The organism is Rhizobium sp. K33 (genome assembly GCF_056501445.1).
On record NZ_CP096478.1, the window covers coordinates 2,371,571 to 2,394,047 of the forward strand.

The 22,477-nt window shown below is 62.8% G+C and carries 28 protein-coding genes; 17 read left to right on the forward strand and 11 right to left on the reverse strand.

Going from position 1 to position 22,477, the window contains the following annotated elements; genetic code table 11:
- Positions 1 to 46: 46 nt before the first annotated feature.
- The 5 genes from choW (at position 47) to aptA (ending at position 4,865) form a co-directional block, all read left to right on the forward strand.
- Positions 47 to 916, forward strand: a complete 870-nt coding sequence (choW, locus tag M1E12_RS11680) for a choline ABC transporter permease subunit (protein WP_479561897.1) — start codon at positions 47 to 49, stop codon at positions 914 to 916.
- A complete protein-coding gene (gene choV / locus M1E12_RS11685; RefSeq protein WP_113458646.1) occupies positions 913 to 1,956 on the forward strand; it encodes a choline ABC transporter ATP-binding protein in 1,044 nt (347 codons plus the stop codon). Before choW ends, choV begins: the two co-directional genes overlap by 4 nt.
- A gap of 47 nt (positions 1,957 to 2,003) precedes the next feature.
- Positions 2,004 to 2,750: a HugZ family pyridoxamine 5'-phosphate oxidase gene (locus tag M1E12_RS11690; protein WP_136541230.1), complete on the forward strand. Its 747-nt coding sequence runs from the start codon at positions 2,004 to 2,006 to the stop codon at positions 2,748 to 2,750.
- A gap of 117 nt (positions 2,751 to 2,867) precedes the next feature.
- Positions 2,868 to 3,185: an ArsR/SmtB family transcription factor gene (locus M1E12_RS11695; protein ID WP_113458648.1), complete on the forward strand. Its 318-nt coding sequence runs from the start codon at positions 2,868 to 2,870 to the stop codon at positions 3,183 to 3,185.
- Positions 3,186 to 3,536: 351 nt separating this feature from the next.
- Entirely contained in the window at positions 3,537 to 4,865 is a 1,329-nt protein-coding gene (aptA, locus tag M1E12_RS11700; RefSeq protein ID WP_113458649.1) for an omega-aminotransferase AptA, read from the forward strand.
- A 53-nt stretch (positions 4,866 to 4,918) separates the two neighbouring features.
- On the opposite strand, the gene M1E12_RS11705 is transcribed toward aptA, so the two are convergent.
- Together M1E12_RS11705 and M1E12_RS11710 are read right to left on the reverse strand one after the other, a co-directional pair.
- Positions 4,919 to 6,238, reverse strand: coding sequence for an ABC1 kinase family protein (locus tag M1E12_RS11705; RefSeq protein WP_479561898.1), 1,320 nt, complete (start codon positions 6,236 to 6,238; stop codon positions 4,919 to 4,921).
- Positions 6,235 to 7,422 carry an FAD-binding domain-containing protein gene (locus tag M1E12_RS11710; protein ID WP_479561899.1) on the reverse strand — a complete coding sequence of 396 codons (1,188 nt, stop codon included), beginning with the start codon at positions 7,420 to 7,422 and terminating at the stop codon, positions 6,235 to 6,237. Before M1E12_RS11710 ends, M1E12_RS11705 begins: the two co-directional genes overlap by 4 nt.
- 340 nt (positions 7,423 to 7,762) lie before the next feature.
- On the opposite strand from M1E12_RS11710, the gene M1E12_RS11715 reads away from it, so the two are divergent.
- The 3 genes from M1E12_RS11715 (at position 7,763) to M1E12_RS11725 (ending at position 10,760) form a co-directional block, all read left to right on the forward strand.
- A complete protein-coding gene (locus tag M1E12_RS11715) occupies positions 7,763 to 8,035 on the forward strand; it encodes a hypothetical protein (RefSeq protein WP_479561900.1) in 273 nt (90 codons plus the stop codon).
- Positions 8,036 to 8,204: 169 nt separating this feature from the next.
- Positions 8,205 to 9,311, forward strand: coding sequence for a branched-chain amino acid ABC transporter substrate-binding protein (locus M1E12_RS11720; protein WP_479561901.1), 1,107 nt, complete (start codon positions 8,205 to 8,207; stop codon positions 9,309 to 9,311).
- 195 nt (positions 9,312 to 9,506) lie between these two features.
- Positions 9,507 to 10,760, forward strand: a complete 1,254-nt coding sequence (locus tag M1E12_RS11725; RefSeq protein WP_479561902.1) for a DUF6250 domain-containing protein — start codon at positions 9,507 to 9,509, stop codon at positions 10,758 to 10,760.
- Between the two features lie 117 nt (positions 10,761 to 10,877).
- Here M1E12_RS11725 and M1E12_RS11730 read toward each other — a convergent pair whose 3' ends face one another.
- Genes M1E12_RS11730 through M1E12_RS11750 form a run of 5 tightly spaced genes read right to left on the reverse strand, consistent with a single transcriptional unit; the run spans position 10,878 to position 13,057 of the window.
- The gene (locus M1E12_RS11730; RefSeq protein ID WP_479561903.1) at positions 10,878 to 11,555 is read right to left on the reverse strand and encodes an SDR family NAD(P)-dependent oxidoreductase; all 678 of its coding nucleotides are present in this window, start codon (positions 11,553 to 11,555) and stop codon (positions 10,878 to 10,880) included.
- A 51-nt stretch (positions 11,556 to 11,606) separates the two neighbouring features.
- Positions 11,607 to 12,020, reverse strand: coding sequence for a thiol-disulfide oxidoreductase DCC family protein (locus tag M1E12_RS11735; protein ID WP_479561904.1), 414 nt, complete (start codon positions 12,018 to 12,020; stop codon positions 11,607 to 11,609).
- Between the two features lie 31 nt (positions 12,021 to 12,051).
- Complete coding sequence (locus M1E12_RS11740) at positions 12,052 to 12,276, reverse strand: hypothetical protein (protein ID WP_479561905.1); 225 nt, start codon at positions 12,274 to 12,276, stop codon at positions 12,052 to 12,054.
- A 50-nt stretch (positions 12,277 to 12,326) separates the two neighbouring features.
- Positions 12,327 to 12,737, reverse strand: a complete 411-nt coding sequence (locus M1E12_RS11745; RefSeq protein WP_479561906.1) for an SRPBCC family protein — start codon at positions 12,735 to 12,737, stop codon at positions 12,327 to 12,329.
- Positions 12,734 to 13,057: an ArsR/SmtB family transcription factor gene (locus tag M1E12_RS11750; protein ID WP_479561907.1), complete on the reverse strand. Its 324-nt coding sequence runs from the start codon at positions 13,055 to 13,057 to the stop codon at positions 12,734 to 12,736. The genes M1E12_RS11745 and M1E12_RS11750 overlap by 4 nt, the downstream gene beginning before the upstream one ends.
- 137 nt (positions 13,058 to 13,194) lie before the next feature.
- Here M1E12_RS11750 and M1E12_RS11755 point away from each other — a divergent pair, with 137 nt between their 5' ends.
- The 5 genes from M1E12_RS11755 to M1E12_RS11775 all read left to right on the forward strand — a co-directional run bounded on the left by M1E12_RS11755 (position 13,195) and on the right by M1E12_RS11775 (position 16,339).
- Positions 13,195 to 13,596: a rhodanese-like domain-containing protein gene (locus tag M1E12_RS11755; protein ID WP_479561908.1), complete on the forward strand. Its 402-nt coding sequence runs from the start codon at positions 13,195 to 13,197 to the stop codon at positions 13,594 to 13,596.
- Positions 13,597 to 13,701: 105 nt separating this feature from the next.
- A complete protein-coding gene (locus M1E12_RS11760; protein WP_479561909.1) occupies positions 13,702 to 14,571 on the forward strand; it encodes an aldose 1-epimerase family protein in 870 nt (289 codons plus the stop codon).
- Positions 14,572 to 14,580: 9 nt separating this feature from the next.
- Entirely contained in the window at positions 14,581 to 15,030 is a 450-nt protein-coding gene (locus tag M1E12_RS11765) for an SAM-dependent methyltransferase (protein WP_479561910.1), read from the forward strand.
- Positions 15,031 to 15,099: 69 nt separating this feature from the next.
- Positions 15,100 to 15,912: a cyclase family protein gene (locus tag M1E12_RS11770; protein WP_479561911.1), complete on the forward strand. Its 813-nt coding sequence runs from the start codon at positions 15,100 to 15,102 to the stop codon at positions 15,910 to 15,912.
- A gap of 10 nt (positions 15,913 to 15,922) precedes the next feature.
- The gene (locus M1E12_RS11775; RefSeq protein ID WP_479561912.1) at positions 15,923 to 16,339 is read left to right on the forward strand and encodes a carboxymuconolactone decarboxylase family protein; all 417 of its coding nucleotides are present in this window, start codon (positions 15,923 to 15,925) and stop codon (positions 16,337 to 16,339) included.
- Between the two features lie 31 nt (positions 16,340 to 16,370).
- On the opposite strand, the gene M1E12_RS11780 is transcribed toward M1E12_RS11775, so the two are convergent.
- Entirely contained in the window at positions 16,371 to 16,808 is a 438-nt protein-coding gene (locus tag M1E12_RS11780) for a hypothetical protein (RefSeq protein WP_479561913.1), read from the reverse strand.
- A 3-nt stretch (positions 16,809 to 16,811) separates the two neighbouring features.
- On the reverse strand, positions 16,812 to 17,078 hold the full coding sequence (locus tag M1E12_RS11785; protein WP_136541260.1) for a type II toxin-antitoxin system Phd/YefM family antitoxin: 267 nt from the start codon (positions 17,076 to 17,078) through the stop codon (positions 16,812 to 16,814).
- 121 nt (positions 17,079 to 17,199) lie between these two features.
- Between M1E12_RS11785 and ade the strand changes: the two genes are divergently transcribed.
- The 4 genes from ade to M1E12_RS11805 are packed head-to-tail and all read left to right on the forward strand — an operon-like array spanning position 17,200 to position 20,288.
- Positions 17,200 to 18,894, forward strand: a complete 1,695-nt coding sequence (gene ade / locus M1E12_RS11790; protein ID WP_479561914.1) for an adenine deaminase — start codon at positions 17,200 to 17,202, stop codon at positions 18,892 to 18,894.
- 59 nt (positions 18,895 to 18,953) lie between these two features.
- Positions 18,954 to 19,217, forward strand: a complete 264-nt coding sequence (locus M1E12_RS11795; protein WP_479561915.1) for a type II toxin-antitoxin system Phd/YefM family antitoxin — start codon at positions 18,954 to 18,956, stop codon at positions 19,215 to 19,217.
- A 3-nt stretch (positions 19,218 to 19,220) separates the two neighbouring features.
- Positions 19,221 to 19,487, forward strand: coding sequence for a Txe/YoeB family addiction module toxin (locus M1E12_RS11800; protein WP_479561916.1), 267 nt, complete (start codon positions 19,221 to 19,223; stop codon positions 19,485 to 19,487).
- Positions 19,488 to 19,496: 9 nt separating this feature from the next.
- Positions 19,497 to 20,288 (forward strand): ion channel, encoded by a 792-nt coding sequence (locus M1E12_RS11805; protein ID WP_479561917.1) that lies wholly within the window; start codon positions 19,497 to 19,499, stop codon positions 20,286 to 20,288.
- 3 nt (positions 20,289 to 20,291) lie between these two features.
- Here M1E12_RS11805 and aac(6') read toward each other — a convergent pair whose 3' ends face one another.
- Complete coding sequence (gene aac(6'), locus M1E12_RS11810) at positions 20,292 to 20,732, reverse strand: aminoglycoside 6'-N-acetyltransferase (RefSeq protein WP_479564873.1); 441 nt, start codon at positions 20,730 to 20,732, stop codon at positions 20,292 to 20,294.
- Between the two features lie 8 nt (positions 20,733 to 20,740).
- On the reverse strand, positions 20,741 to 22,402 hold the full coding sequence (bglA, locus tag M1E12_RS11815; RefSeq protein ID WP_479561918.1) for a beta-galactosidase BglA: 1,662 nt from the start codon (positions 22,400 to 22,402) through the stop codon (positions 20,741 to 20,743).
- Positions 22,403 to 22,477: the final 75 nt, after the last annotated feature.

The window sequence follows — 22,477 nt, forward strand, 5'->3', positions numbered from 1 at the left end:
CGCGCGGCCTCCCAGGCATTGAACCTGTGGCCAATCGGGGACGAACATGGAATTTCTGACAGACAACAAACTGCCCATCGGGCCCTGGTCGAAGAGTGTCGTCGACTGGCTGACCGATAACGTCGATTTTGTCTTCGACTTCATTGCGAACATCTTGAGCGCGTCGATCGACGCCCTGCTCTTCGTCTTGCAGGCACCTTTTCTCGACAACACCCCGGCTGAAAGCTTCTATCCGCTTTTCATGATCCTGCTGTTCTCGGTGGTCGCCTGGGTCATGCGCCGCTCGCTGGGTGTCACCGCCTTCACCTTTCTCGGCCTGCTGCTGATCTATAACCAGGGCTACTGGGAAGAAACGATGGAGACGCTGGCACTCGTGCTGGCCGCGACCTGCGTCTGTATGGTCATCGGCGTGCCGATCGGCATCGCCTGCGCCCGGCGCCCCTGGCTTTACGCCGCCGTCCGGCCGGTGCTCGACCTGATGCAGACGATCCCGACCTTCGTCTATCTCATTCCGGCGCTCATTCTCTTCGGCCTCGGCATGGTCCCCGGCCTGATCGCGACCGTGATCTTCGCCATCGCCGCGCCGATCCGGCTCACGCGTCTCGGGATCATCTCCACGCCGCCCTCGCTGGTCGAGGCTGCCGTCGCCTTCGGCGCGACACCCATGCAGGTGCTGCGCAAGGTCGAGCTGCCCTTTGCCATGCCGCAGATCATGGCCGGCCTCACCCAGACCATCATGCTGTCCCTGTCGATGGTCGTCATCGCAGCACTGGTCGGCGCGAGCGGTCTTGGGGTTCCGGTTGTGCGCGCGCTGAACACCGTCAACATCGCCCGGGGTTTCGAGGCAGGCCTCTGCATCGTCATCCTCGCCATCATCCTGGACCGGATCTTCCGCATGCCTGGAGAAGACGCATGACCGACGCAGTGATCTTCGAGAATGTCGACATCGTCTTTGGCGACAACCCTGAACGCGCCCTGGAAATGGTCGACCAGGGCAAGACCCGCGACCAGATCGGGGCCGAGACCGGCCTGGTTCTCGGCGTCGCCCATGCTTCGCTCACCGTCAAGGAAGGCGAGATCCTCGTCCTGATGGGTCTGTCAGGCTCGGGCAAGTCGACGCTTCTTCGCGCCGTCAACGCGCTCGCTCCCGTCGTGCGCGGCAATGTCCGCGTGCGCACCGAAAACGGCTATGTCGAGCCCTACAAGGCCTCGGCACAGAAGCTGCGCGATCTGCGCACGCACACCGTGTCCATGGTCTTCCAGCAGTTCGGCCTTCTGCCCTGGCGGACGGTGGCCGAGAATGTCGGTTTCGGCCTTGAACTGGCGGGCGTTTCGGAAGCCGAGCGAAAGGACCGGGTCGCCACGCAGCTGGAACTCGTCAACCTGTCGCAATGGGCAGACCGCAAGGTGAACGAGCTTTCGGGCGGCATGCAGCAGCGCGTGGGCCTTGCCCGCGCCTTTGCCACCGGCGCACCGATCCTGCTGATGGATGAGCCCTTCTCGGCGCTCGACCCGCTGATCCGCACCCGCTTGCAGGACGAGCTCCTCGAATTCCAGGCGCGCCTGAAGAAGACCATTCTCTTCGTCAGCCACGACCTCGATGAGGCCTTCCGCATCGGCAACCGCATTGCCATCATGGAAGGCGGCCACATCATCCAGTGCGGCACGCCGCAGGAGATTGTCCAGAACCCGACCAACCAGTATGTCGCGGACTTCGTGCAGAACATGAACCCGATCAACATGCTGACGGCCTCGGACGTCATGCGCAACGGCGTCAGCGGCGAGCAGGGCCAGGTGACCGGCACGACCGGGCCGACCACGCCGCTGGTCGACGTGCTCGATGCCCTCTCGCGTCAGCCCGGGACGATCGGCGTCGTTGACAACGGCGTCGTCATCGGCACGATCGATGCTCAGGATGTGGTGAGCGGACTGACGAAGCACCGCCGGAAGGCCTGAACCGGCCCTGCCCCGCATCGCTTGAAGGCTGCATGCGGGAGACAGAGATGAACGACAAGCCCCAGGTGATTCGCGACACCGACGACGATGCGCGCCGACAGGCGCGCATTCTCTTGCGCGGGGCACGCTTCGCTGCCATCGGGGTGCTTGATCCGGAAACGGGCTTCCCCTTCGTCAGCCGCGTGCTGCTCGGCATGGACAGTGACGGCGCAGCCGTGATCCTCGTCTCCAATCTCTCGGCCCACACGACGGCGCTGCTCGCCGATCCGCGCGCTTCACTCCTGACGGGCGAGCCCGGCAAGGGCGATCCGCTCGCGCATCCACGGCTGACGCTGCAATGCACGGCCGAAAGCGTCGATCGGGACAGCGACAGCCATCAAAGGCTGCGCGCCCGCTTCCTCGCCCGCCACCCGAAGGCACAGCTCTATATCGACTTTCCCGACTTCCGTTTCTTCCGCTTGAGGCCCGAACGCGCGAGCCTGAACGGCGGATTCGGCCGTGCCTACCATTTGAGCAGCGCCGACTTTTTTATACCGAAAATAGACGATGATTTGTTCCAGACCGAGGAGGCCCTACTGCGAGATTTGGGGGGTCGTCATCCCGATCTCGCCACCCGCCTTGCCACCGGATTGAATGGCGCCCCGGACGGAGATTGGCGCATCGCGGCCATTGATTCTCACGGATTGGATATTGTTTTCAAGGACTTGCTGATCCGGCACGAATTTGTGACGCCCATCACAACAGTAGAACATCTGCTATTAGAGTTACCTAAATCAGTATACGCAGTACCTTAAATTTAGGCATATACAATTTTGGTGGTGCTGCTAAGGTTTGGCCTCCAGTTAAGTCATGGATTTTTCAACGACTGCCGCTCCCCCCAAGGGCACTCGACCAAGGAAAGTTGAACTGAGATGAAAACGAAAGCATTGTCCGAACAATCGACTGTCGCAGCCGGTTTGTTGTCCGCCATGGCAAACCCGAAGCGTCTGATGATCCTCTGCAGCCTCGTCGAGGGCGAGGTTCCGGTCGGTGTTCTGGCGACCCAGGTTGGCCTCAGCCAGTCGGCCCTTTCGCAGCACCTGTCCAAGCTGCGCGCACAGAAGCTCGTGAAGACCCGTCGCGATGCTCAGACCATCTACTATTCCTCGACATCCGAGTCGGTGATCAAGATCCTCTCCACTCTGGAAAGCATCTACTGCACCCCGGCAGCGAGCAAGACTGCCGCCTGATGACAGCGCTGCCAGCGCAGCGCTGATCAAGGATGGGAGGGATCGGCGCAGCACTCGCGCGAGCGGGTGAACCCTCTGGCGAGCTGATGTTTCTAAAGCCCCGGTCGCATTGGCGATCGGGGCTTTTTCGTGCCCGGCCACCGGGTGTCAGCTGCCCGTCTGCCCTTACGCGCTGCAGGGCTTTTCCATCACCTAAATTCAGTGATCCATGACCTTTGTTGATGCGGCCGGGCGCATGGCTTGACCGTGCTTCGCGCCCTGCTAACGTGACGGCGCAATCAACGGATATCGGCCCTCGCAGCCGACATCAGGGACAATGGCCGCCCGCAACCAAAGGCCATGGAGAACACGATGTCTAACCGCCTGAATTCAACGCCGAACGACCTGCGCGCCTTCTGGATGCCGTTCACAGCGAACCGCCAGTACAAGAAGGAGCCGCGCCTCTTCGTCGGCGCCAAGGACATGCATTACACCACTCATGACGGCCGCCAGGTGCTCGACGGCACCGCCGGCCTCTGGTGTGTGAATGCCGGCCACTGCCGCCCGCTCATCACCGAAGCGATCCGCGAGCAGGCCGGCGAGCTCGACTATGCGCCGGCCTTCCAGCTCGGCCATCCCAAGGCCTTCGAACTGGCCAACCGCCTGATCGACATCGCGCCCGACAACATGGCGCATGTGCTCTACACCAATTCCGGTTCGGAATCGGTGGAAACGGCGCTCAAGGTGGCGCTTGCCTATCAGCGCGTGAAGGGACAGGGCTCCCGTACCCGCCTGATCGGCCGCGAGCGCGGCTATCACGGCGTCAATTTCGGCGGCATCTCCGTCGGCGGCATCGTCTCCAACCGCAAGATGTTCGGCACGCTTTTGACCGGCGTCGATCACCTGCCGCACACCCACCAGCCGGCCAAGAACGCCTTCACCAAGGGCATGCCGGAGCATGGCGGCGATCTCGCCGACGAGTTGGAGCGCATCGTCACCCTGCACGACGCCTCGACCATCGCAGCCGTCATCGTGGAACCGGTTTCGGGCTCGACCGGCGTGCTGATCCCGCCGAAGGGCTACCTGCAGCGCCTGCGCGAGATCTGCACGAAGCACGGCATCCTGTTGATCTTCGACGAAGTCATCACCGGTTTCGGCCGCCTCGGCGCGCCCTTCGCCTCGCAGTATTTCGACGTGAAGCCCGACATCATGGTCACCGCCAAGGGACTGACCAATGGCGTCATCCCGATGGGTGCGGTCTTCGTGACGGCCGAAATCCACGACGCCTTCATGACCGGCCCCGATCATATGATCGAGTTCTTCCACGGCTACACCTATTCCGGCAACCCGATCGCGTCTGCTGCCGCACTGGGCACGCTCGACACTTACCGCGACGAGAACCTTCTGACGCGGGCGGCCGAGATCGCGCCCTACTGGGAAGAGAAGCTGCATTCGCTGCGCGACTGCCCGAACGTCATCGACATCCGAAATCTCGGCTTGATCGGTGCAATCGAGCTGAAGCCGATCGACGGCGAACCGACGAAGCGCGCCTTCAACGCCTTCCTCAACGCCTATAACGACGGGCTTCTGATCCGGACGACCGGCGACATCATCGCGCTCTCGCCGCCGCTGATCATCACCCACGAGCAGATCGACGAACTCTTCGACAAGCTGCGCAAGGTGCTGATGAACAACATCTGAGCTTCGTCTCGATCTCAGGAAAAGCGGCCCGCGTGGCCGCTTTTTTTTGTCGCTCAGGCGTAATCCCGCAGCATGTCGGCGAGCGGCAGCCGCACCCGCAGCTTCAGAGCGAGAAACGCAAGTCCTGTGATCTTGCGCTGCAGGAACATCTTGTCGGGAGACGGCAGAGCCCAGAGCGCCCGATCGGCAAACACCGGCAGGGCACGTTCGCGGACCCTCGCGATGGGACTGTGGTCACCGAAATCGATCAGACCGTCCGGCGCGTTCTGGACCAGATCGACGACGATCGAGATCATCTCGTCGAGCAAGCGCCCATGGCGGTCGACCTGCGCGCGGGAGAGATACTGCATCTCGATCAGCGCGCCACGCACATCCTCGACCCGTCCTGTGAGGCTCGCCCTGAGAAGCCGGCGATAGTCGTCGGCGCTCTCAGGCGCGACCGGGCGAACGGCGCCGAAATCAAGAAGCACAATCCGGCCATCGTCGGGCCGCCAGAGATAGTTGGCGAAGTTCGGATCCGTCTGCATGTGGGCAAAGACGAAGAGTTCACCCAAGGCGAGATCGGAGATCGCCGTGACCGCAGCGTCGCGCTTCGCCTGCGAAGCCGCAGCAAGCCGCTCGAGCGGAACGCCTTCGACGAAATCCATCGGCAAGACCGTCGGCCGCAACAGTGTATCCACTGGCGACGGCACAATGAAACGCGTGTCGTCGGCCAGCAGCCTGCCGAAGCGGCGCATCTCCTCGGCCTCGCGCAGGTAGTCCGCCTCCTCGCGCAACTGCCTCTTCGCTTCCGCCAGATGCGGTGTGATGTCGAGGCCGGCGGGCAGAAGGCCGGAGAGGCGCAGGAAGGCCGCAACATTGTCGATGTCGGAATCGATGCTTCTGACGACACCCGGATACTGCACTTTGACCGCGATGGCTTGCCCTGATGTCAGCACCGCCCGGTGCACCTGGCCGATCGACGCCGCCGCAATCGGCACCATGTCGAAGCGGTCGAAATGGCGGCGCCAGTCGGGACCCCAGGCATCGGAGAGGCAGGCGGTCAGCTGGCCCGGCGGCATGAAATGCGCGGAAGCCCTCAGTTGCGAGAAGATCGCCTGCAATTCGGGCGGCAGAAACTCGCCCGGCTCGAGCGAAATCATCTGGCCGAGCTTCATCGCGGCACCGCGCATACGCGACAACTGGTCGGCCGCCTTGATCGCGTTCGAGGGCGTCAGCAAGAGGTCTCGCAGATGCGGCCTCTCGCCCCGCGCCAGTCGTCCCAATCCTTCGGCGACTATGCCCGAGGCGACGCCACCGGCAATCTGGCCCAAGGCTGCAAGACGGCTGAGGCGCCCCTGAGGCACCGGACGAAAACGATCCCTCTCGCTCATGGCGTCACCGTCTCTTGCACAAGCGCCGGGATCTTCTCCTTGAGCGCAAAGAAGCCCTTCCGGCAATGGGGCCAGCTTCTGCGATCCCAGTCACGCAGCAATTCCGCGAACCGAAGCCCGTGTTCGGCAAAGGCTGCTCGCTGCGGCGCAATCGAGGCAGCAACCGGTCCGGCCGGGAGAAACGCGGTGGCGATCTGGCTGCAGCCGTGCGCGTTCGCTGTCTCGGCAATGTCGGCAGGAGAGACATTGCCGACCAATGCCGCCTCCGGCCAGACCTGCGCGGCACGGGCAAGGCCGTCTGACAACGCGGTTTGGTCCCAGGCGTTGCGCCCTTCGAGGACGGCGAGCGCCTGGACGGGAAGTGAACGCATCGGCGCCAGCTGCTCGACCGAGAGGTCTTCCACGGTCAGGAGGAGCAGCGTCGCGACCGAAGGGTTCACCTGATGTGCCTGACGAACGGCTGCGGGCTGGGGCACAACGAGGCTATCGGCCGGAATGCGGGCCGTGCGCGCGAGGTCCCGCGGGGCAAAGCGCCCCTCGTTCATCGCCCGGATCCGCTCGCCATCGGCGAGATAGGCCTTGCCGGCGGTGTGAAGCCCCGCCACCCAGCGCCAGGACAGAGTGTTCGAGGCCGGATCGGCATCGATCAGATGGTCGAACATGAAGGCGGCCCCGAGCTCCCATGGCAGGCCGAGCGTGAAGATCCAGATCGAGGCAAACTGCATGCGGGCCCAATTGTGCAGATAGCCGGTCTGCGTGAGTTCCAGCGCCCAGGCGTCGAAACAGTCGATTCCCGTCCGGGCCTCCATCGCCGCCGTATAGCGCTGGCCAAGTTGGGCCGAAGCCTCCAGCTGGGAAGAAGCCCGTTCAACCGCCTGGACGTAGCCGTCCCAGATCGACGGGCGTTGCTCGAGCCAGCCTTTCCAGTAGGTGCGCCAGAAGACTTCGCTCACGAATTTTTCCGCCTTGGAGAGACCGTGCCGCGCGACCACGGCACGGACCACCTCTTCCTCGCTGACCAGTCGTCGGCGCAGAGCGGCCGAGAGCCGGGAGACATGCACATGGCGGCCCGGCCCGTTCTCCTTGTTGCGCAACCGGGCATAGGCACCTGCCGCATCCGGCAGAAAGTCGTCGAGGCGACGCAAGGCGGCATCACGGGTCAAGGCTATTGCGGTCTCTGCCATGCAAACTCCAGGTAATTGGTCGGCAGCAGACCACATCCGACGGTCCGCGAGCGGGACTAAGCTGTCTGCCGCCTTCATCTACGGATGGCGGCGCCCGGCGGACTTCTGCTTGCCCCGGAAAGACGAGACCGCCTCGCTAGCTTGCGCGAGGCTGACCACGCGCCGTGGCTGCGCTTGTCCGCCGGCCTTCCCTCCCGTATCTTCTGAAGAATCGCACGATCGATCCCGGCGCAGATGACCGCGCGGGACACGGCCGACGACTTTGGCAGCCCCCGGCCGTTTCCGCTTCCGACATCACGTCTGAGGCGATCTGTCCGGGTCAGGTCCCGGGAGGATATCCGTGGTCGACCTCTTCAAGCGCATGTTCGGTAACAACGCGTCTCTCGAAGCCTCACGGGACAAAGCCGCTCCGGAACCGGAAGCGCGATCGGCCGCCCGCGCCGATGAGGCAAGGCTTGCCGCCCGCCGCGCCCAGATCAGCAACGATCTCTTCGAACTGCAGCAGATCGCCATGGCGGAACTGGCGCTCCGCCGCGAGCAGGACGCCGCCGCGGCGAAAGCCGGCTTCGAGGCGGACGACCAGACCTCCGGCGGACGCGTCCTCACCGTCTGAGCCTCATCGTCTCATCTGCTTCGAGAAAGCTGTGGCGTGAAGGCGCAGCTGAGCTTCCGGTCTTTTGCTGCCGTTCGTTTTTGTCTAAAGCGATCGTGGGGAGCAACAAAAGAACCCGAATGGCGCCCAAACCGACAGAGATCGGTCGCGCCGACCCAAGGAGCAGGACATGAAATTTCAACTCTTCGCAAGCGCGGCCCTTGCCGCGCTGATCGCCATCGCCCCCGCCGCCCGCGCCGAGATCGTGCTCGGCCTGATGGCGCCGCTCACCGGCCCGCTGGCAGCCGTTGGCGCGCAGATCAAGAACGGCGCAGAAACCGCCGTCGAGGAAATCAACAAGAAGGGTGGCGTGAACGGCGAACAGCTGACGCTGCAGATCGCCGACGACGCCGGCGAGCCGAAGCAGGGCGTTTCGGCTGCAAACCAGCTGGTGGGTGAAGGCGTTCGCTTCGTCGTCGGTCCGGTCACCTCGGGCGTCGCCGTGCCGGCTTCCAGCGTTCTCGCCGAAAACGGCGTGCTGATGGTCACCCCGACCGCAACCGCTCCCGATCTCACCGCCCGTGGCCTCACCACCGTGCTGCGCACCTGCGGCCGCGACGACCAGCAGGCCGATGTAGCGGCACAATATGTGCTGGGCGCCTACAAGGACAAGAAGATCGCCATCCTCGACGACAAGGGCCAGTACGGCAAGGGTCTGGCAGATGCCTTCCAGGCCGCGCTGAACGCCGGTGGCGTCACCGAAGTCTTCAAGGATTCGCTGACCGCTGGCGAAAAGGATTTCGGCGCGCTCATCACCCGTCTGAAGGCGGAAGGCGTCGAGGTCATCTATTTCGGCGGCTACCATCCGGAAGCGGGCCTCCTTGTGCGCCAGATGCAGGATGCCGGCCTGAAGGCACAGCTGATCGCCGGCGACGGCCTGTCGAACAACGAATTCGTCACCATCGGTGGCGAGGCAGCCGAAGGCACGATCTTCACCAATGCTGCCGACGCTCTGAAGAACGAAGACAGCAAGGCCGCCGTGGCTGCCCTTGAAGCCAAGAACATCCCGGCCGAGGCGTTCACCCTGAACGCCTATGCCGCGGTCGAAGTCATCGCGGCCGGCATTGCCAAGGCCGAGAGCGCCGAAGACGCCGAAGCTGTTGCCGCAGCCCTGAAGGACGGCTCGGAAATCCCGACCGCCATCGGCAAGCTGACCTATGGCGAAAGCGGCGACCTGACCTCGCAGAGCTTCGCCGTCTACAAGTGGGAAGCCGGCAAGACCGTGACTGCCGAATAAGCGCGCCATCATCTGAGAAAACGAAAGGCGGCCCCCGCGAGGCCGCCTTTTTTTGTCGGAGAATAATCGAGGCCACGGAACTCACCCGCATCTGTATTTGGCTCACCTCGATGTGCTCTGGCCTAGGCAAGGTCTCGGAAAGCTTCGCTCAATGTTGGGCTGCAAGGAGTGTTCAGCTCAACTGGTGGAACACTCATGGCGCCAATTATCCTGATTACCTTCGCAGGCCGACGCAACCGGATGGAAATCCTCACGAACTATGTCCAGGCGGCTCTGGCTGCCGGGATCATCGATGAATGGCATGTCTGGGATTTCACCCGTTCCGAAGAGGATCGGGTCTGGGTCAGCGAGAACTTTGGCCCCGCGCGATTCATGCACCCTGACACGCCCTATGTGAGCGCCGGCCAGGTGACGCCCATGGCGCCATTCCGGATGGATGCCGGCATCGCTGCCGATCTCCATCTCGCGCTTCTTCCGAAGAACGATCCCGATAACTTCTACGAATTCGTCATCGGAGGCTGGGACAACCAGTTGAGCGCCGTGCGCAAGATGCCGCGCGTCGAGCTCGCGACCTTCGCTCGTGACCATGTCCCGCGCATGGCAGACTTCTCCACCCCCGGCATTCTGTCCCCGAGCCTGCCGAACTCGGTCGTGATGTCGATCGATCGCAACGGCCATCCGGTGCTGACCGCCAATGGAATGAAGATCGGCCCGATCGCCGATGTGGATGTCTCAAGCGGCGCCGACGTCATGGTCCGCGGCGGCTGGGGTGCGGACCTCGAAATCCTCAACGTGAACGACAAGGTCCGCCGTTACATCGGACCGAGGAACGAGAAATACCCCTACCACCACACCTATGCCTATTACTCGAAACATGCGAACCGGTTCTCGGACGCCATCTTCCTGAAATGCGACGACGATATCGTCTACATGAAGCTCGATCGGCTGGGTGATTTCATCAATTTCCGCCGCGACAATCCCACGCCCTTCCTTGTCTCCGCCAATGTCGTCAACAATGGCGTTTGCGCCCATTGGCAGCAGCGCTCGGGCTCGCTTCCGATCGAAGTCGGCCATTTCGAAATGCCGCCCGGCGGCCTGAACGGCAGCCTGTGGGAAAGCGGAAAGCGGGCCAACGCGCTGCACGACTACTTCCTGCAGACCCCGGACAAGCGTCTGCCCCTGCACCAGCCGTTCATCGAGGTGAAGGAACGCGTGTCCATCAACTTCATCTCCTGGCTCGGCCAGGACCTCAAGCACTTCGGTTTCAGACGTCTGGGCGACGAAAAGGCTCTGGCCGTCGATATGCCACGACTGCTCAATCGGCCCGTTGCGATCTATTCAGACTTCATCGTCAGCCATCTGAGCTTCGGCCCGCAGGAGGCCGAACTGCATGTCGACCGTCTGGTATCGGCCTATAGCGACCTGATGCGAGAGCAACTCGCGGCGTAAACCATGACAGCCGCACGGTATCCTTGCTTTCCGTGCGGCCAGTCGGCCGGGGCCATACTGAACTCGCCAGGAGGGCCTCGTCAGCGCTTGAAACGCAACGCAGCCGTCGAGAAGCCTTCACTCCGCATAGATCATCTTGCGCGTCATGCCGCCGTCGAGCGTCAGCACCTGGCCGGTCATGAAACCGGCCTCCGCGAGATAGAGCACAGCCTTGGCCACATCGCTTGGCCGCCCGACCCGACCGACCGGATGCTGGTCGTGATCCTCGGCCCTGAGATCCTCGTCCTTGGTGATCCAGCCCGGCGCAATGCCGTTCACCCGGATCTTCGGGCCGAGACTGACGGCGAGCGCATGGGTCAGGCCGAACAAGCCGCCCTTGGAAGCCGCATAGGCTTCCGAGTTCTTCTCCGACATGAAAGCGCGGGTGGAGAGCATGTTGACGATCGAGGCACCCTCGCCCATCAGCGGCACGCAAGCGCGCGTCATCAGGAAGGCCGCGGTCAGGTGACTGTCGGTGACCTTGCGCCAGTCGTCGAGGGAGAGATCGGCGATCGGCCCGCGATGCGGATCTGCAATGCCGGAATTGTTGACGAGCAGGTCTAGGCTATCCCAGCCCAGCTCGGCAAAGGCCGCCGCGACGGCCGCCTCGTCGGAGACATCGCAGAGCACGGACCGGATACCGGCCGGTGCGTCCTTGAGATCGAAGGAAGCGACTTCGTAATCGGCCATCTGGAGGGCTGTGCAAAGTTCTGCGCCGATAAGGCCGGCGCCACCTGTGACGATCGCATGTTTCATGCAGCCCTCAACGACAGTGGACAGGGAAAGTTTCCTGGATCTTCTAAGGATCTACAGCAGCCGGTCATGAAACTTCGCTGACGGCAGCCAGCAACTCTCGCGCCTGCCGAAGATCCGGTAGCGATTGCGCGCGACGAAGAGATAGAGCGGATCACGGATGAAGCGCGGAACGAGGCGAAAGACGGCAAGCGCTCTCCATGGCCAGCCGAGGCCGGCATAGATGGCAAGCACCGCATCGCTGTCACGCAGCATCTTGTCCCCATCCACGACGATGATGCTGTCTGGATTGGTGGGATCGATACCGAAACGGCGATAGAGGCCGGAGCCCACCTCCCCTTGCATGGCGGCGAGGCGGAAGCGCTTCTTCCTGTCGTGGGTCAGCACGAATTGCGCATTGGCCGAACACAAGATGCATTCGGCATCGAAAAGGATGATCGGCCCTGCGGTGTCAGCTTTGGCGTCCATGGTTTGAAGCTAGGTCATCGACCCAGCCGGCTCAATGGGACAAAGCGTCTTTCGCAGTGCTTGCCGTCCGGCGGTAGGGCAAGAGGAAGAGATAGATGCCGGTGCCCAACAGCGGCAGAAGCGGCACGAGCGCAACGAAGCCGATCCATTGCGGCGAGCCAGGAATCATCATCGCGATCAGATTGGCGACGACGGCCAGCGTGAAGGCGAGCGATAGCCCGCGATGCCATTGGCGTATGCGGTGGCTGATGGACATGCGCAATCCTCTCTTGAAACAACAACGGTGAGAGCGGGTGGTGAAAGGCTTCAGACGGCGCGATCCAGCACCGCTTCAAGGCTGTCGAAGTAGCGCGGCCACCCCATCTTTGCGCCGCCGTAATATTGCGGCTGGTCGCGGCGGAAGCCGGTCTGCTCCATGCGAAGCAGCGTGCCCGCACCGCTCGGTGTCAGGGTCCAGGTGACAAGGCTCCTCAGCGGCCCCGCATCCCAGCTATAGGCAAGCCGCCGGGCCGGTTCCACCACCTGCACCTCGCATTCGACCGCTCCCCAGTCGGCGCTGAGCGTGAAGCGGTGCCCGATATCGGGCGCGAACGCATTGTCCATCAGCCACTCGGCGATCAGCTCTGGCTGGGTCAGCGCCCGCCAGATTTTTTCCGGCGCATGGCGAAACTCGCGCTCGACGACGACGGAGAGGCTGTCTGTCTTGAGGTCGGTCATTGGTCCATCCTGTTCAGGAGATCATCGAGCGCATCGAAACGCATCGGCCAGAAAGCTTCCATCTGCCGCGCCCAGGCAACGAGCGGATCGAGCGCCTGACGGCGCACGCTGTAATGGCTCTGGCGTCCGCTCACCCGATCCTCGACGAGGCCCGCGCGCTTCAGCACAGCGAGATGTTTTGAAACGGCGGGCTGCGACACCCCGGCCCCGGCGGTGAGACCGCCGACAGTCTGACTGCCGTCGCGGCAGAGCCGCTCGAAAAGCGCCCGACGCGTTGGATCGGCCAGTGCGGCAAAGAGGGTGTCAGTCGCGTTGTCCATGCAGGATCCATAACTTCAGGGCTATATATTTCTTATAACCACAGAGTTATACGATTGTCAAATGCAGGGCTAGAACGGCCCGTGACAGCAGCAGCCGACATGCTAGATTGGCTGCGGAATCCGCACGGAGGAGCGCTGTGAAGAAGGGTTACAAGGACTTGCTGGCCGAGGCGAACGCTCTGGTGGAGGCCGTCGACAGCGCAGAAGCAGGACGTCTGCATGCAGCGAGCAACGTCGTTTTCGTCGATCTGCGCGATCCCCGTGAGCGGGAGCGCGAGGGCACGATCCCGAACGCTTTCTCCTGCCCGCGCGGCATGCTCGAATTCTGGATCGATCCGGAAAGCCCCTATCACAAGCCGGTCTTTGCCGAAGACAAGCTCTTCCTCTTTTTCTGCGCCAGCGGCTGGCGCTCGGCGCTCGCCACGAAAACGGCACTGGAAATGGGCCTTGAGAATGTCTGCCATCTCGAAGGTGGCTTTTCCGCCTGGCGGGATGCGGGCCTGCCGGTAGAGGCTGTCGCAGCCAAGGCGAAGGGGTGATCGGCCGCAGCTGGCATGGACGGCCCTGCCCTTGAGCATCCTTTTCCCCGTCGCGCTCCCGCGCCGGAGGCTCTAAGATGGGCCGAACCATCCAAGGGAGTGCTCATGCCAGAGACGATTCGTATCGCCAGTGATCAGCTTGCCATCGAGGTCTCGACGCTGGGCGCAGAAATGCAATCGCTGAGGACGGCGGATGGGCGAGACTTCCTCTGGAATGGCGACGCCGCCTGGTGGACGGGTCGCTCGCCGATCCTCTTTCCGATCGTCGGCAAGGCGCCGGACGACAGGCTGGCGGTGAACGGCAAGACCTACCCGATGGCGCAGCATGGCATTGCCCGCCGGCGGGAGTTTGCGGTCATCGAGCAGACGGCAACCTCCTGCCGCCACGAACTCGTCTCGTCGCCGGAGACGCGTGAAGTCTATCCCTTCGACTTCCGCCTGGTGCTGGAACACGCGCTCGACGGCAATAGGCTCTCGGTGAACGCGACGGTGCAGAACAGCGGAGAAGCGCTGCTGCCCTTCGGCATCGGTTTCCACCCGGCCTTCCTCTGGCCGCTTCCGGGTGCGGACGGCAAGCCACACGAGGTGATCCTCGACAATGGCGCAGAACCCGGCGTCATCCAGCTGGAAGGCGGCCTGATCGGCAAGACGCTGCCCACCTCCCCCTTCAAGGCGGGGCGGCTGACGCTGAAGTCTGACCTCTTTGCAAACGATGCGCTGATCTTCCCGGAAGATGCAGGAACCGGGCTCACCTTCCAGGCGGAAGACGGCCCCTCCCTGCATTTCACCTTCGAGAACCTGCCCAACATCGCGCTCTGGCAAAAGCCCGGCGCCCCCTTCCTCTGCATCGAGCCTTGGCACGGCATGGCCGCCCATGCCGGTGGCACGGCGGAACTGGTCGAGCGCCCCTACACGGTGGCGCTGCCGGCGGGAGAAGAGATGCGGTTCGGGTTCACGGTGGAGATCAGGAACTGAGGAAACGCGATGGTGGTGAAGGCATCGCAACGGCTGACCGAGATCGCTGACGCACTGCCGCTGACCGCAGGCATGCGGGTCCTGGAAATCGGCTGCGGGCCAGGCGTGCTGGCGCGTTTGATAGCGGAACGCATGAAGGGCGACGTCCATGTGCTTGGCATTGACCGCTCGGCGTCAGCGATCGCTGCGGCGACGGCGCAGGTGACGGGGAGCGCCCATCCGAGCGCCATCGCCTTCCGTCAGGTGGCCGCCGAGCACTTCATGCTGGTTGAAGATGAAGAACCCTTCGACCTCGCCGTCGCCATCCGCGTCGGCGCCCTTGACGGCCGCCATCCGGAGGGCGGAAGGCTGGTACTTCCACGTATTCGCGCGGCACTTCGGCCCGGAGGGCGTATCTTCATCGACGGGGGCAATCTGCTTAGGGAAATCCCCCTGACGGGGCTCCCGGACCAGCAATGACGCAGCTCTTGCTCGTTGCCGTCCTTCGGCTACTCTCAACCGGTTATCAACCGTGGAGAGGGCAGAACAATGTGCAATCATTGCGTGACTGAGAATGTGAAGCAGAACATGCTGTCGCGGCGCTCGCTGTTCAAGGGCATGGCCTTTGCCGGCGCGGCCGTCGCCGCCGGCGGGGTCTCCAAGCCGGTTCTGGCGCAGCAGACCGCAAGCAAGGTCGTGGACCTGACCCATGCCTATGACGAGAGCTTCCCGACCTTCGACGGGAATCCGGGGATCCAGTACGAATGGGCCGTGGAATTAGCCGGCAACGGCTATCAGCTGCACAAGCTGACCATCTTCGAACACACGGGCACCCATATCGACGCGCCCTTCCACTTCAGCGCCGACGGCAAGAGCGTCGACCAGATCGAACCGCAACAGCTGGTCGCCCCGCTCGCGATCATCGACATCACAGACCGGGCCAAAGAAGACGCAAATGCGACCGTCGAGGCAGCAGACGTCGAGGCCTGGATCAGCGCCAATGGCGAAATCCCCGAGGGCGCGGTCGTGGCACTGCGCTCCGGCTGGGGGAAGAAGGTGAGTGAACCCGCCTTCCGCAACGACGGCGAAGGCAAGTTCGCCTTCCCCGGTTTCGGCAAGTCGGCAACCGACCTCCTGGCAACCCTGAACGTGGCCGCGATCGGTGTCGACACGCTCTCGCTCGATCCCGGCAATTCGGCCGACTTTGCCGTGCACAACAGCTGGCTGCCGGGCGGGCGCTACGGCATCGAATGCCTGAACAACCTCGAAGAGCTGCCGGTAACTGGCGCGACGATCTTGGTCGGCGCACCGAAACACAAGCGGGGCACCGGTGGTCCAGCCCGCGTTCTGGCACTGATGTGAGGAGGCGCAGATGGCGGTCCTCCCTCTCCTGAGTGACGAGGAGGCGAGCGCGGATGCGCTCGCTGTCTTCAACGACATCCGCGCAAAACGCGGCACCGACTACGTCAACAATTTCTGGCGGGCGCTCGCCCATGATCAGGACGAGCTGAAATCCGTCTGGGACCGACTGCAGACCGTGATGGCACCGGGCGCCCTCGACCCGCTGGTCAAGGAGCTGATCTATATTGCGGTATCCGCCACCAATGGTTGCACCTATTGCGTCCATAGCCACACGGCCTCGGCCAAGGCCAAGGGCATGACGCCGGACATGCATGCTGAACTGCTGCAGGTGATTGCCATGGCGAGCCGCACCAATGCGCTGGCGGTGGCGCTGGGCGTGCCGGTGGATGATCGGTTCGAGGCGGAGGTCGCAAGGAAGGGAAAGTAGCGCCGGTATCCATTCAGCTCAGTGCCCCCCGCTATTCGCTTCGCGGCACAAAACCCGCTCTGCCAGCCCTGGCGAGTTGAACGAACCGATCTCGCACGTCCAGGAAAAGCCTGCGCGGCAACAGCCCGTAGACGACACTGCTGCCCGCCTCGGTATCGAAAGGTCGAAGATCCGGGCCCGGCCAGAAAAATCGATTGGCCTCTGTCAGCACGATGAAGGAAGGCAAGTTATCGAGACCAAGTCGCTGCTTGGTGGCGGCCGGAATCTCCACCGCATACGCAGGATTTGAAGGCGGCGTGTGGGTGATCGGCAGCACCACCACCTGTGTTTCACCGTCATCCCGCGTCAAGGCCAGGATGACGGCACAAGGCCTGTCCTTGCGACCTTCCTCGAGCCCGCGGTGAAACTCGTGGTGCCACAGATAAGAGTAGCGAATGACCTGCCCCGGCTCCGGCGCGGGCCAAGACACGGGTCAGCGATCCAGTTCGCCGTCGAACGCATCCGCGCCCGATGGCGGCAGGCTTTCAGCGATGTCTTGCAACTCGGCGTCGGAGAAATCCGCAGCCGCTAAAACCTCCCGGTCGCGCCGCTTCAGCCGCTGATACTCCTCTGTCGAGATCATCACCGTACGGTCGCGGCCATTGCGCGTGATCACGACGGGTTGCGTGAGGGCAAGATCGAAGTAGCGCCCACTCTGCCGCTGAAACTCCGCAGCACTCACCTTCACCGGATCAGCCATCAATAAGCCTCCCATTTATACATAAGATCAGTATCAAACATAGAACATGTAATTTCAAGATCGTTGGCCCCGTCTGATCAAGAGGCTACACTCCTGAGATCAACAGAATCGGAGACGCCGCATGACCGACCTTGAACGCCGCATCGATCAGGGGACCGGCCGCCAGCCGGCGGACATCGTGCTGAAGGGCGGACGTTTCTTCGATCTGGTCACGGGCGAACTTGTCGAATCCGATATTGCGATCTGCGGCGAGACCATCATCGGGACGGTTGAAAGCTATGAAGGCCGGGAGATGATCGACATCTCCGGCAAGATCGTCGTGCCGGGTTTCATCGACACGCATCTGCACATCGAGAGCTCGCTGGTCACCCCGCATGAATTCGACCGCTGCGTGCTGCCCTATGGTGTCACGACCGTGATCTGCGATCCGCATGAGATCGCCAATGTGCTCGGCACCGAGGGCATCCAGTTCTTCCTGGATTCGGCCGAACAGACGATCATGGATATCCGCGTCCAGCTGTCCTCCTGCGTGCCGGCGACGCATCTGGAGACGGCGGGCGCGGATCTGCCGATCGAGCGGCTCCTGCCCTTCCGCAACCACCCGAAGGTCATCGGCCTTGCCGAATTCATGAACTTCCCCGGCGTGATCCACAAGGATCCGATCTGCGTGGCAAAGCTCGAGGCCTTCCAGGACGGCCATATCGACGGCCATTCGCCGCTCTTGTCGGGTCGCGACCTGAACGGCTATCTCTCCGCCCGCATCCGCACCGACCATGAATGCACCAGTGCCGCCGAAGCCATGGAAAAGATCCGCAAGGGCATGCATATTCTCGTGCGCGAAGGCTCGGTGTCGAAGGACCTGCATGCGCTGATGCCGATCCTGACCGAGCGGCTCTCGCCATTTCTGGCGCTCTGCACCGACGACCGCAACCCGCTCGACATCGCCGAACAGGGCCATCTCGACTACCTGATCCGCGAGGCGATCAGGAACGGCGTCGAGCCGCTCGCCGTCTATCGCGCCGCCTCGATTTCGGCCGCTCGCGCCTTCGGCCTGCGGGATCGCGGGCTCGTCGCCCCGGGCTGGCGGGCGGATCTGGTCGTGATCGACAGTCTCGAAAACTGTAAGGCCGAGATGGTGTTCGCAGCCGGCCGCCGCGTGACCAACGAGCTCTTCGCCACCCGCAAGCCGGTCGCGCCCGTCGGCCTCGACAGCGTCAAGGCAAGGCTGGTGAAGGCCGCCGATTTCGGTGTGCCGGTGGCGGAGGGTGAAACGCCTGTCATCGGCGTCATGCCTGGCAAGATCATCACCGAACACCGCCGCTACCGCCTGCCGAGCTCCGGCAACCAGACCGCCGTCGATCTCGCAAACGACGTGATCAAAGTCGCCGTCATCGAGCGGCACGGCAAGAACGGCAACCACGCCAATGGCTTCGTCCAGGGGTTCGGCCTGAAGAAGGGCGCGATTGCCTCGACCGTCGGCCATGACAGCCACAATATCTGCGTTGTCGGCGTCTCCGAGGAAGACATGGCGCTCGCCGCCAATCGCCTGGGAGAGATCAAGGGCGGCTTCGTCGTGGTCGAGGACGGCAAGGTAACCGGCGAGATCCCGCTGCCCGTCGCCGGCCTGATGAGCCTCGAACCCTACGAAAGCGTGCGCGATACGCTGCATCACTTGAGAAAAGCGGCCTATGCTCTTGGAACGACTCTGGAAGAACCCTTCCTGCAGGTCGCCTTTCTGCCATTGCCGGTGATCCCGCATCTGAAGATCTCCGACAAGGGTATGGTCGATGTCGATCAGTTCCGGCTGATCGGGTGATCTAAGTTGCATCAACTCGTGAGTTGTACCATATTACGGACAACTCGGAGTTTGCCATCATGGACACCATCTTTTTCTCGAAGGCACGGGCCGAGCTTGCCGGCTTGCTCGATAAGGTCAACGACGACGCGGCACCCATCGAAATCGTCAGGCGTGACAAGCCCTCAGCCGTGTTGATGGGCAAGGATGAATATGACAGCCTCGTCGAGACCATTCACCTTCTGTCATCTCCTGCGAACGCCGCGCGATTGCTAAAGGCCAAGCAAGACCTGGAGGCTGGAAACTTCGCCGAGCCTCCTGCGACGTTCGACATTGGGCACTAATCCATGCGGATCGCCTTCACGCCGGATGGCTGGGAGGATTACCTGTATTGGCAGGGGCAAGACCGGAAGACACTGGCGCGGATCAACGAGCTCATTCGAGAGATGCGCCGCCATCCCTTCGAAGGGATCGGCAAGCCTGAACCGCTGAAGGGCACGCTGAAGGGAATGTGGTCTCGTCGCATCACCCAGGAACACCGGATTGCGTACGCCGTTGTCGGTACAGGCGAGCACCAGACGCTGGTGATCCTGCAATGCCGCTACCACTACTGAAGAGGCCCTATGGCATTCGAGACTGCGAAATCCGCGACCCAATCCATACGCCAGCGCCTGACGCGCCTCTATTATGGCCGGGACACGGCAGCGATCCGTTTCCAGTTCGCATTGATGATCATCGACATTGCGATCATCGGATTTTTCCTGGCGGGCCCCTATCTGCGTGATCGGCCGAGTTATCTGATACTGGACTACACGATTGCCGCCTGGATTGCGCTGGAGCTCATCGCCCAGTGGTCGGCGACCTATCCCGCCCGCCGTTACCTCATGCGGCCGATGACCTGGATCGATCTTTTCGTTCTCTGCACGCTGCTCTTTCCGCAATGGCTATTCAACTTCGCCTTCCTGCGCGTCGCGCGCATCTGGGCGGTTGCGCAGCGACCGGTCTTCACGCTGATGCTGAACAGGCTCGGCCTGAAAGAGCAGACGGATGTCGTGACGGCCTTCATCAACCTCTTCGTCTTCCTCTTCCTGGTGACCGGCTTCGTCTACACCTTCTTCTTCTACCGGGAGGATGCCGGCACCGGCTTTATCGATGCGCTCTATTTCACCGTCGCGACGGTCACCACGACGGGCTTCGGCGACATCACGCTGCCGGGCACGGCCGGCAAGCTGACCTCGATCGTGACGATGATCATCGGCATCTCGCTCTTCGTGCGGCTCGCCCAGGCGATCGTCCGGCCCTATAAGGTCACCTTCCCCTGCCCGCAATGCGGCTTGCAACGACACGATGCGGATGCTGTGCATTGCAAGGCCTGCGGCCATGTGCTGAATATTCCCGACGAAGGGGCGGTCTGAAGGTCAAAGCGCCCGGCGGAAACAGACGACGCGTTCGGTTTCCTCAAAACCCAGTGCTGCATGCATCGCATGCGAAACCGTGTTGTCGAGTTCGGCATCGGAGGCGAGTTCGCTGAGGCCTTTACCTCGCGCCCACGCACACACGGCAGCGACCAGCAGAGCCGCAACGCCCTGCCGACGCGCGGCGGGATCGACGACGATGCCTTCGAGAAAGGCGACCGGCGATGTCTCGCAGCCATTCACATAGTCGGAGCGGATGCTGGCTTCCGCCAGCCCCAGGGCACGACCCTCAGTGTCGGAGCACAGGAAGGAGCAGAGCCGGTCCGGCTCTGACAGCGCCGCGACGATCTCGGCCCGATGGTCTTCCAGAGCAAGATGCGGCCAGAGCTGGTGGCGCAGCGCCGACCACGCGTTCAGGTCTTCCTCCGTCGCTTGATGAACCAAAAACTCGGTCACGAGAGCCTCGCGCAGATGCCATCAAGCGGCCCGAGCCGGATCTCGCCTTCGGCGGCCGTGCCGGTCAGTCCTGGCATGGCAAGCACCTCCTTCACCGCATGCCCCTTCGGCAGCGTGAATTCCTGCGGTCCGCGGCGAAGATTGAAGACGAAGAGCAGCCGCTCATCGCCCTTCGAGCGGGTGAAGACGAGCACGTCCTCATTCGTCACCAGAAACTCCATGTCGCCGTCGATCAGCGCGGGGTGGGTCTTCCGGAAGGTGAGCGTCGCCCGATAATGGGCGAGGACGGACTGGGATGACTTCTCCTGGGCATCAACGGCCAGCGCCTGATGCTCGGCCGGGACCGGCAGCCAGGGTTTGGCGGAGGAGAAGCCCGCATGCTTCTTCCCCTTCTCCCAGACCATTGGCGTTCGGCATCCGTCGCGTCCCTTGAAAGCCGGCCAGAAGCGGATACCATAGGGGTCGCGCAGATCCTCGAAAGCCAGATCCGCCTCGGGCAGCCCCAGTTCCTCGCCCTGATAGAGGCAGATCGAGCCGCGCAGTGCTGCAAGCACGGACATGGCAAGCTTTGCGACCGCATCCCGCTCCTGCGGCTGCTGCACGAACCGGCTGACATGGCGTGTCACGTCGTGATTGGAAAAGGCCCAGCACACCCAGCCGTCCCGCACCTGCCGCTGGAAGCTTTCGACGCAGTGGCGGATATGGCTCGGCGTGAAATCCGGTCCGAGCAGGTCGAAGGTGTAGCACATGTGCAGCTTGTCGCCGCCGGAGGTGTAGGCCGCCACCGTCTTCAGCGAGCGCGCCCCGTCGCCCACTTCACCGACCGTCGTACGATCCGGATACTGGTCGAGCAATGCCCGGAAGCGCTTGAGGAACTCGATATTCTCCGGCTGGGTCTTGTCGTAGAGATGACTTTGCATGCCGTAAGGGTTAACGTCGGGCGCATCGAGGCCGGCGTCTTCGCTGTCGGGCACATGGGGCGGATTGTCCCGCAGCTCCTTGTCATGGAAGTAATAATTGACGGTATCGAGCCGGAAGCCGTCGACGCCGCGATCGAGCCAGAACTTCACCGCATCGAGCACCGCATCTTGAACCGCACGATTGTGGAAGTTGAGATCCGGCTGCGAAGCGAGGAAATTGTGCATGTAATACTGCTTGCGGATTCCGTCCCACTCCCAGGCTGGGCCGCCAAAGACCGAAAGCCAGTTGTTCGGCGCCGTTCCATCGGGCTTGGCCGCGGCCCAGACATACCAGTCGGCCTTGGGATTATCGCGGCTCGTCCGGCTTTCCTTGAACCAGGGATGCTGGTCCGAGGTATGCGAGATCACCTGGTCGATGATCACCTTCAAGCCGAGCCGCTTCGCCTCCGCCATCATCGCATCGAAATCGGCAAGCGTGCCGAACATCGGGTCGACATCGCAGTAATCGGAGACGTCGTAGCCCATATCCGCTTGCGGCGAGGTGAAGAAGGGCGAAAGCCAGATCGCATCGACGCCGAGCGAAGCGATGTAGGGCAGCCGCTGGATGATGCCCTTGATGTCGCCGATGCCGTCGCCGCTCGTATCCTGAAAGGAGCGCGGATAGACCTGGTAGATCACGGCACCGCGCCACCAGTCGGCGGCGCTCGAACGTGTGGACTTGGCGGGTGGCTTGGTCATCAGGGGATCCTCCGGCGGGAATCGTCAGCTGCCCTTAGGCAATCGACTTGCACGGCCGATGTCAAACGGCCCCTC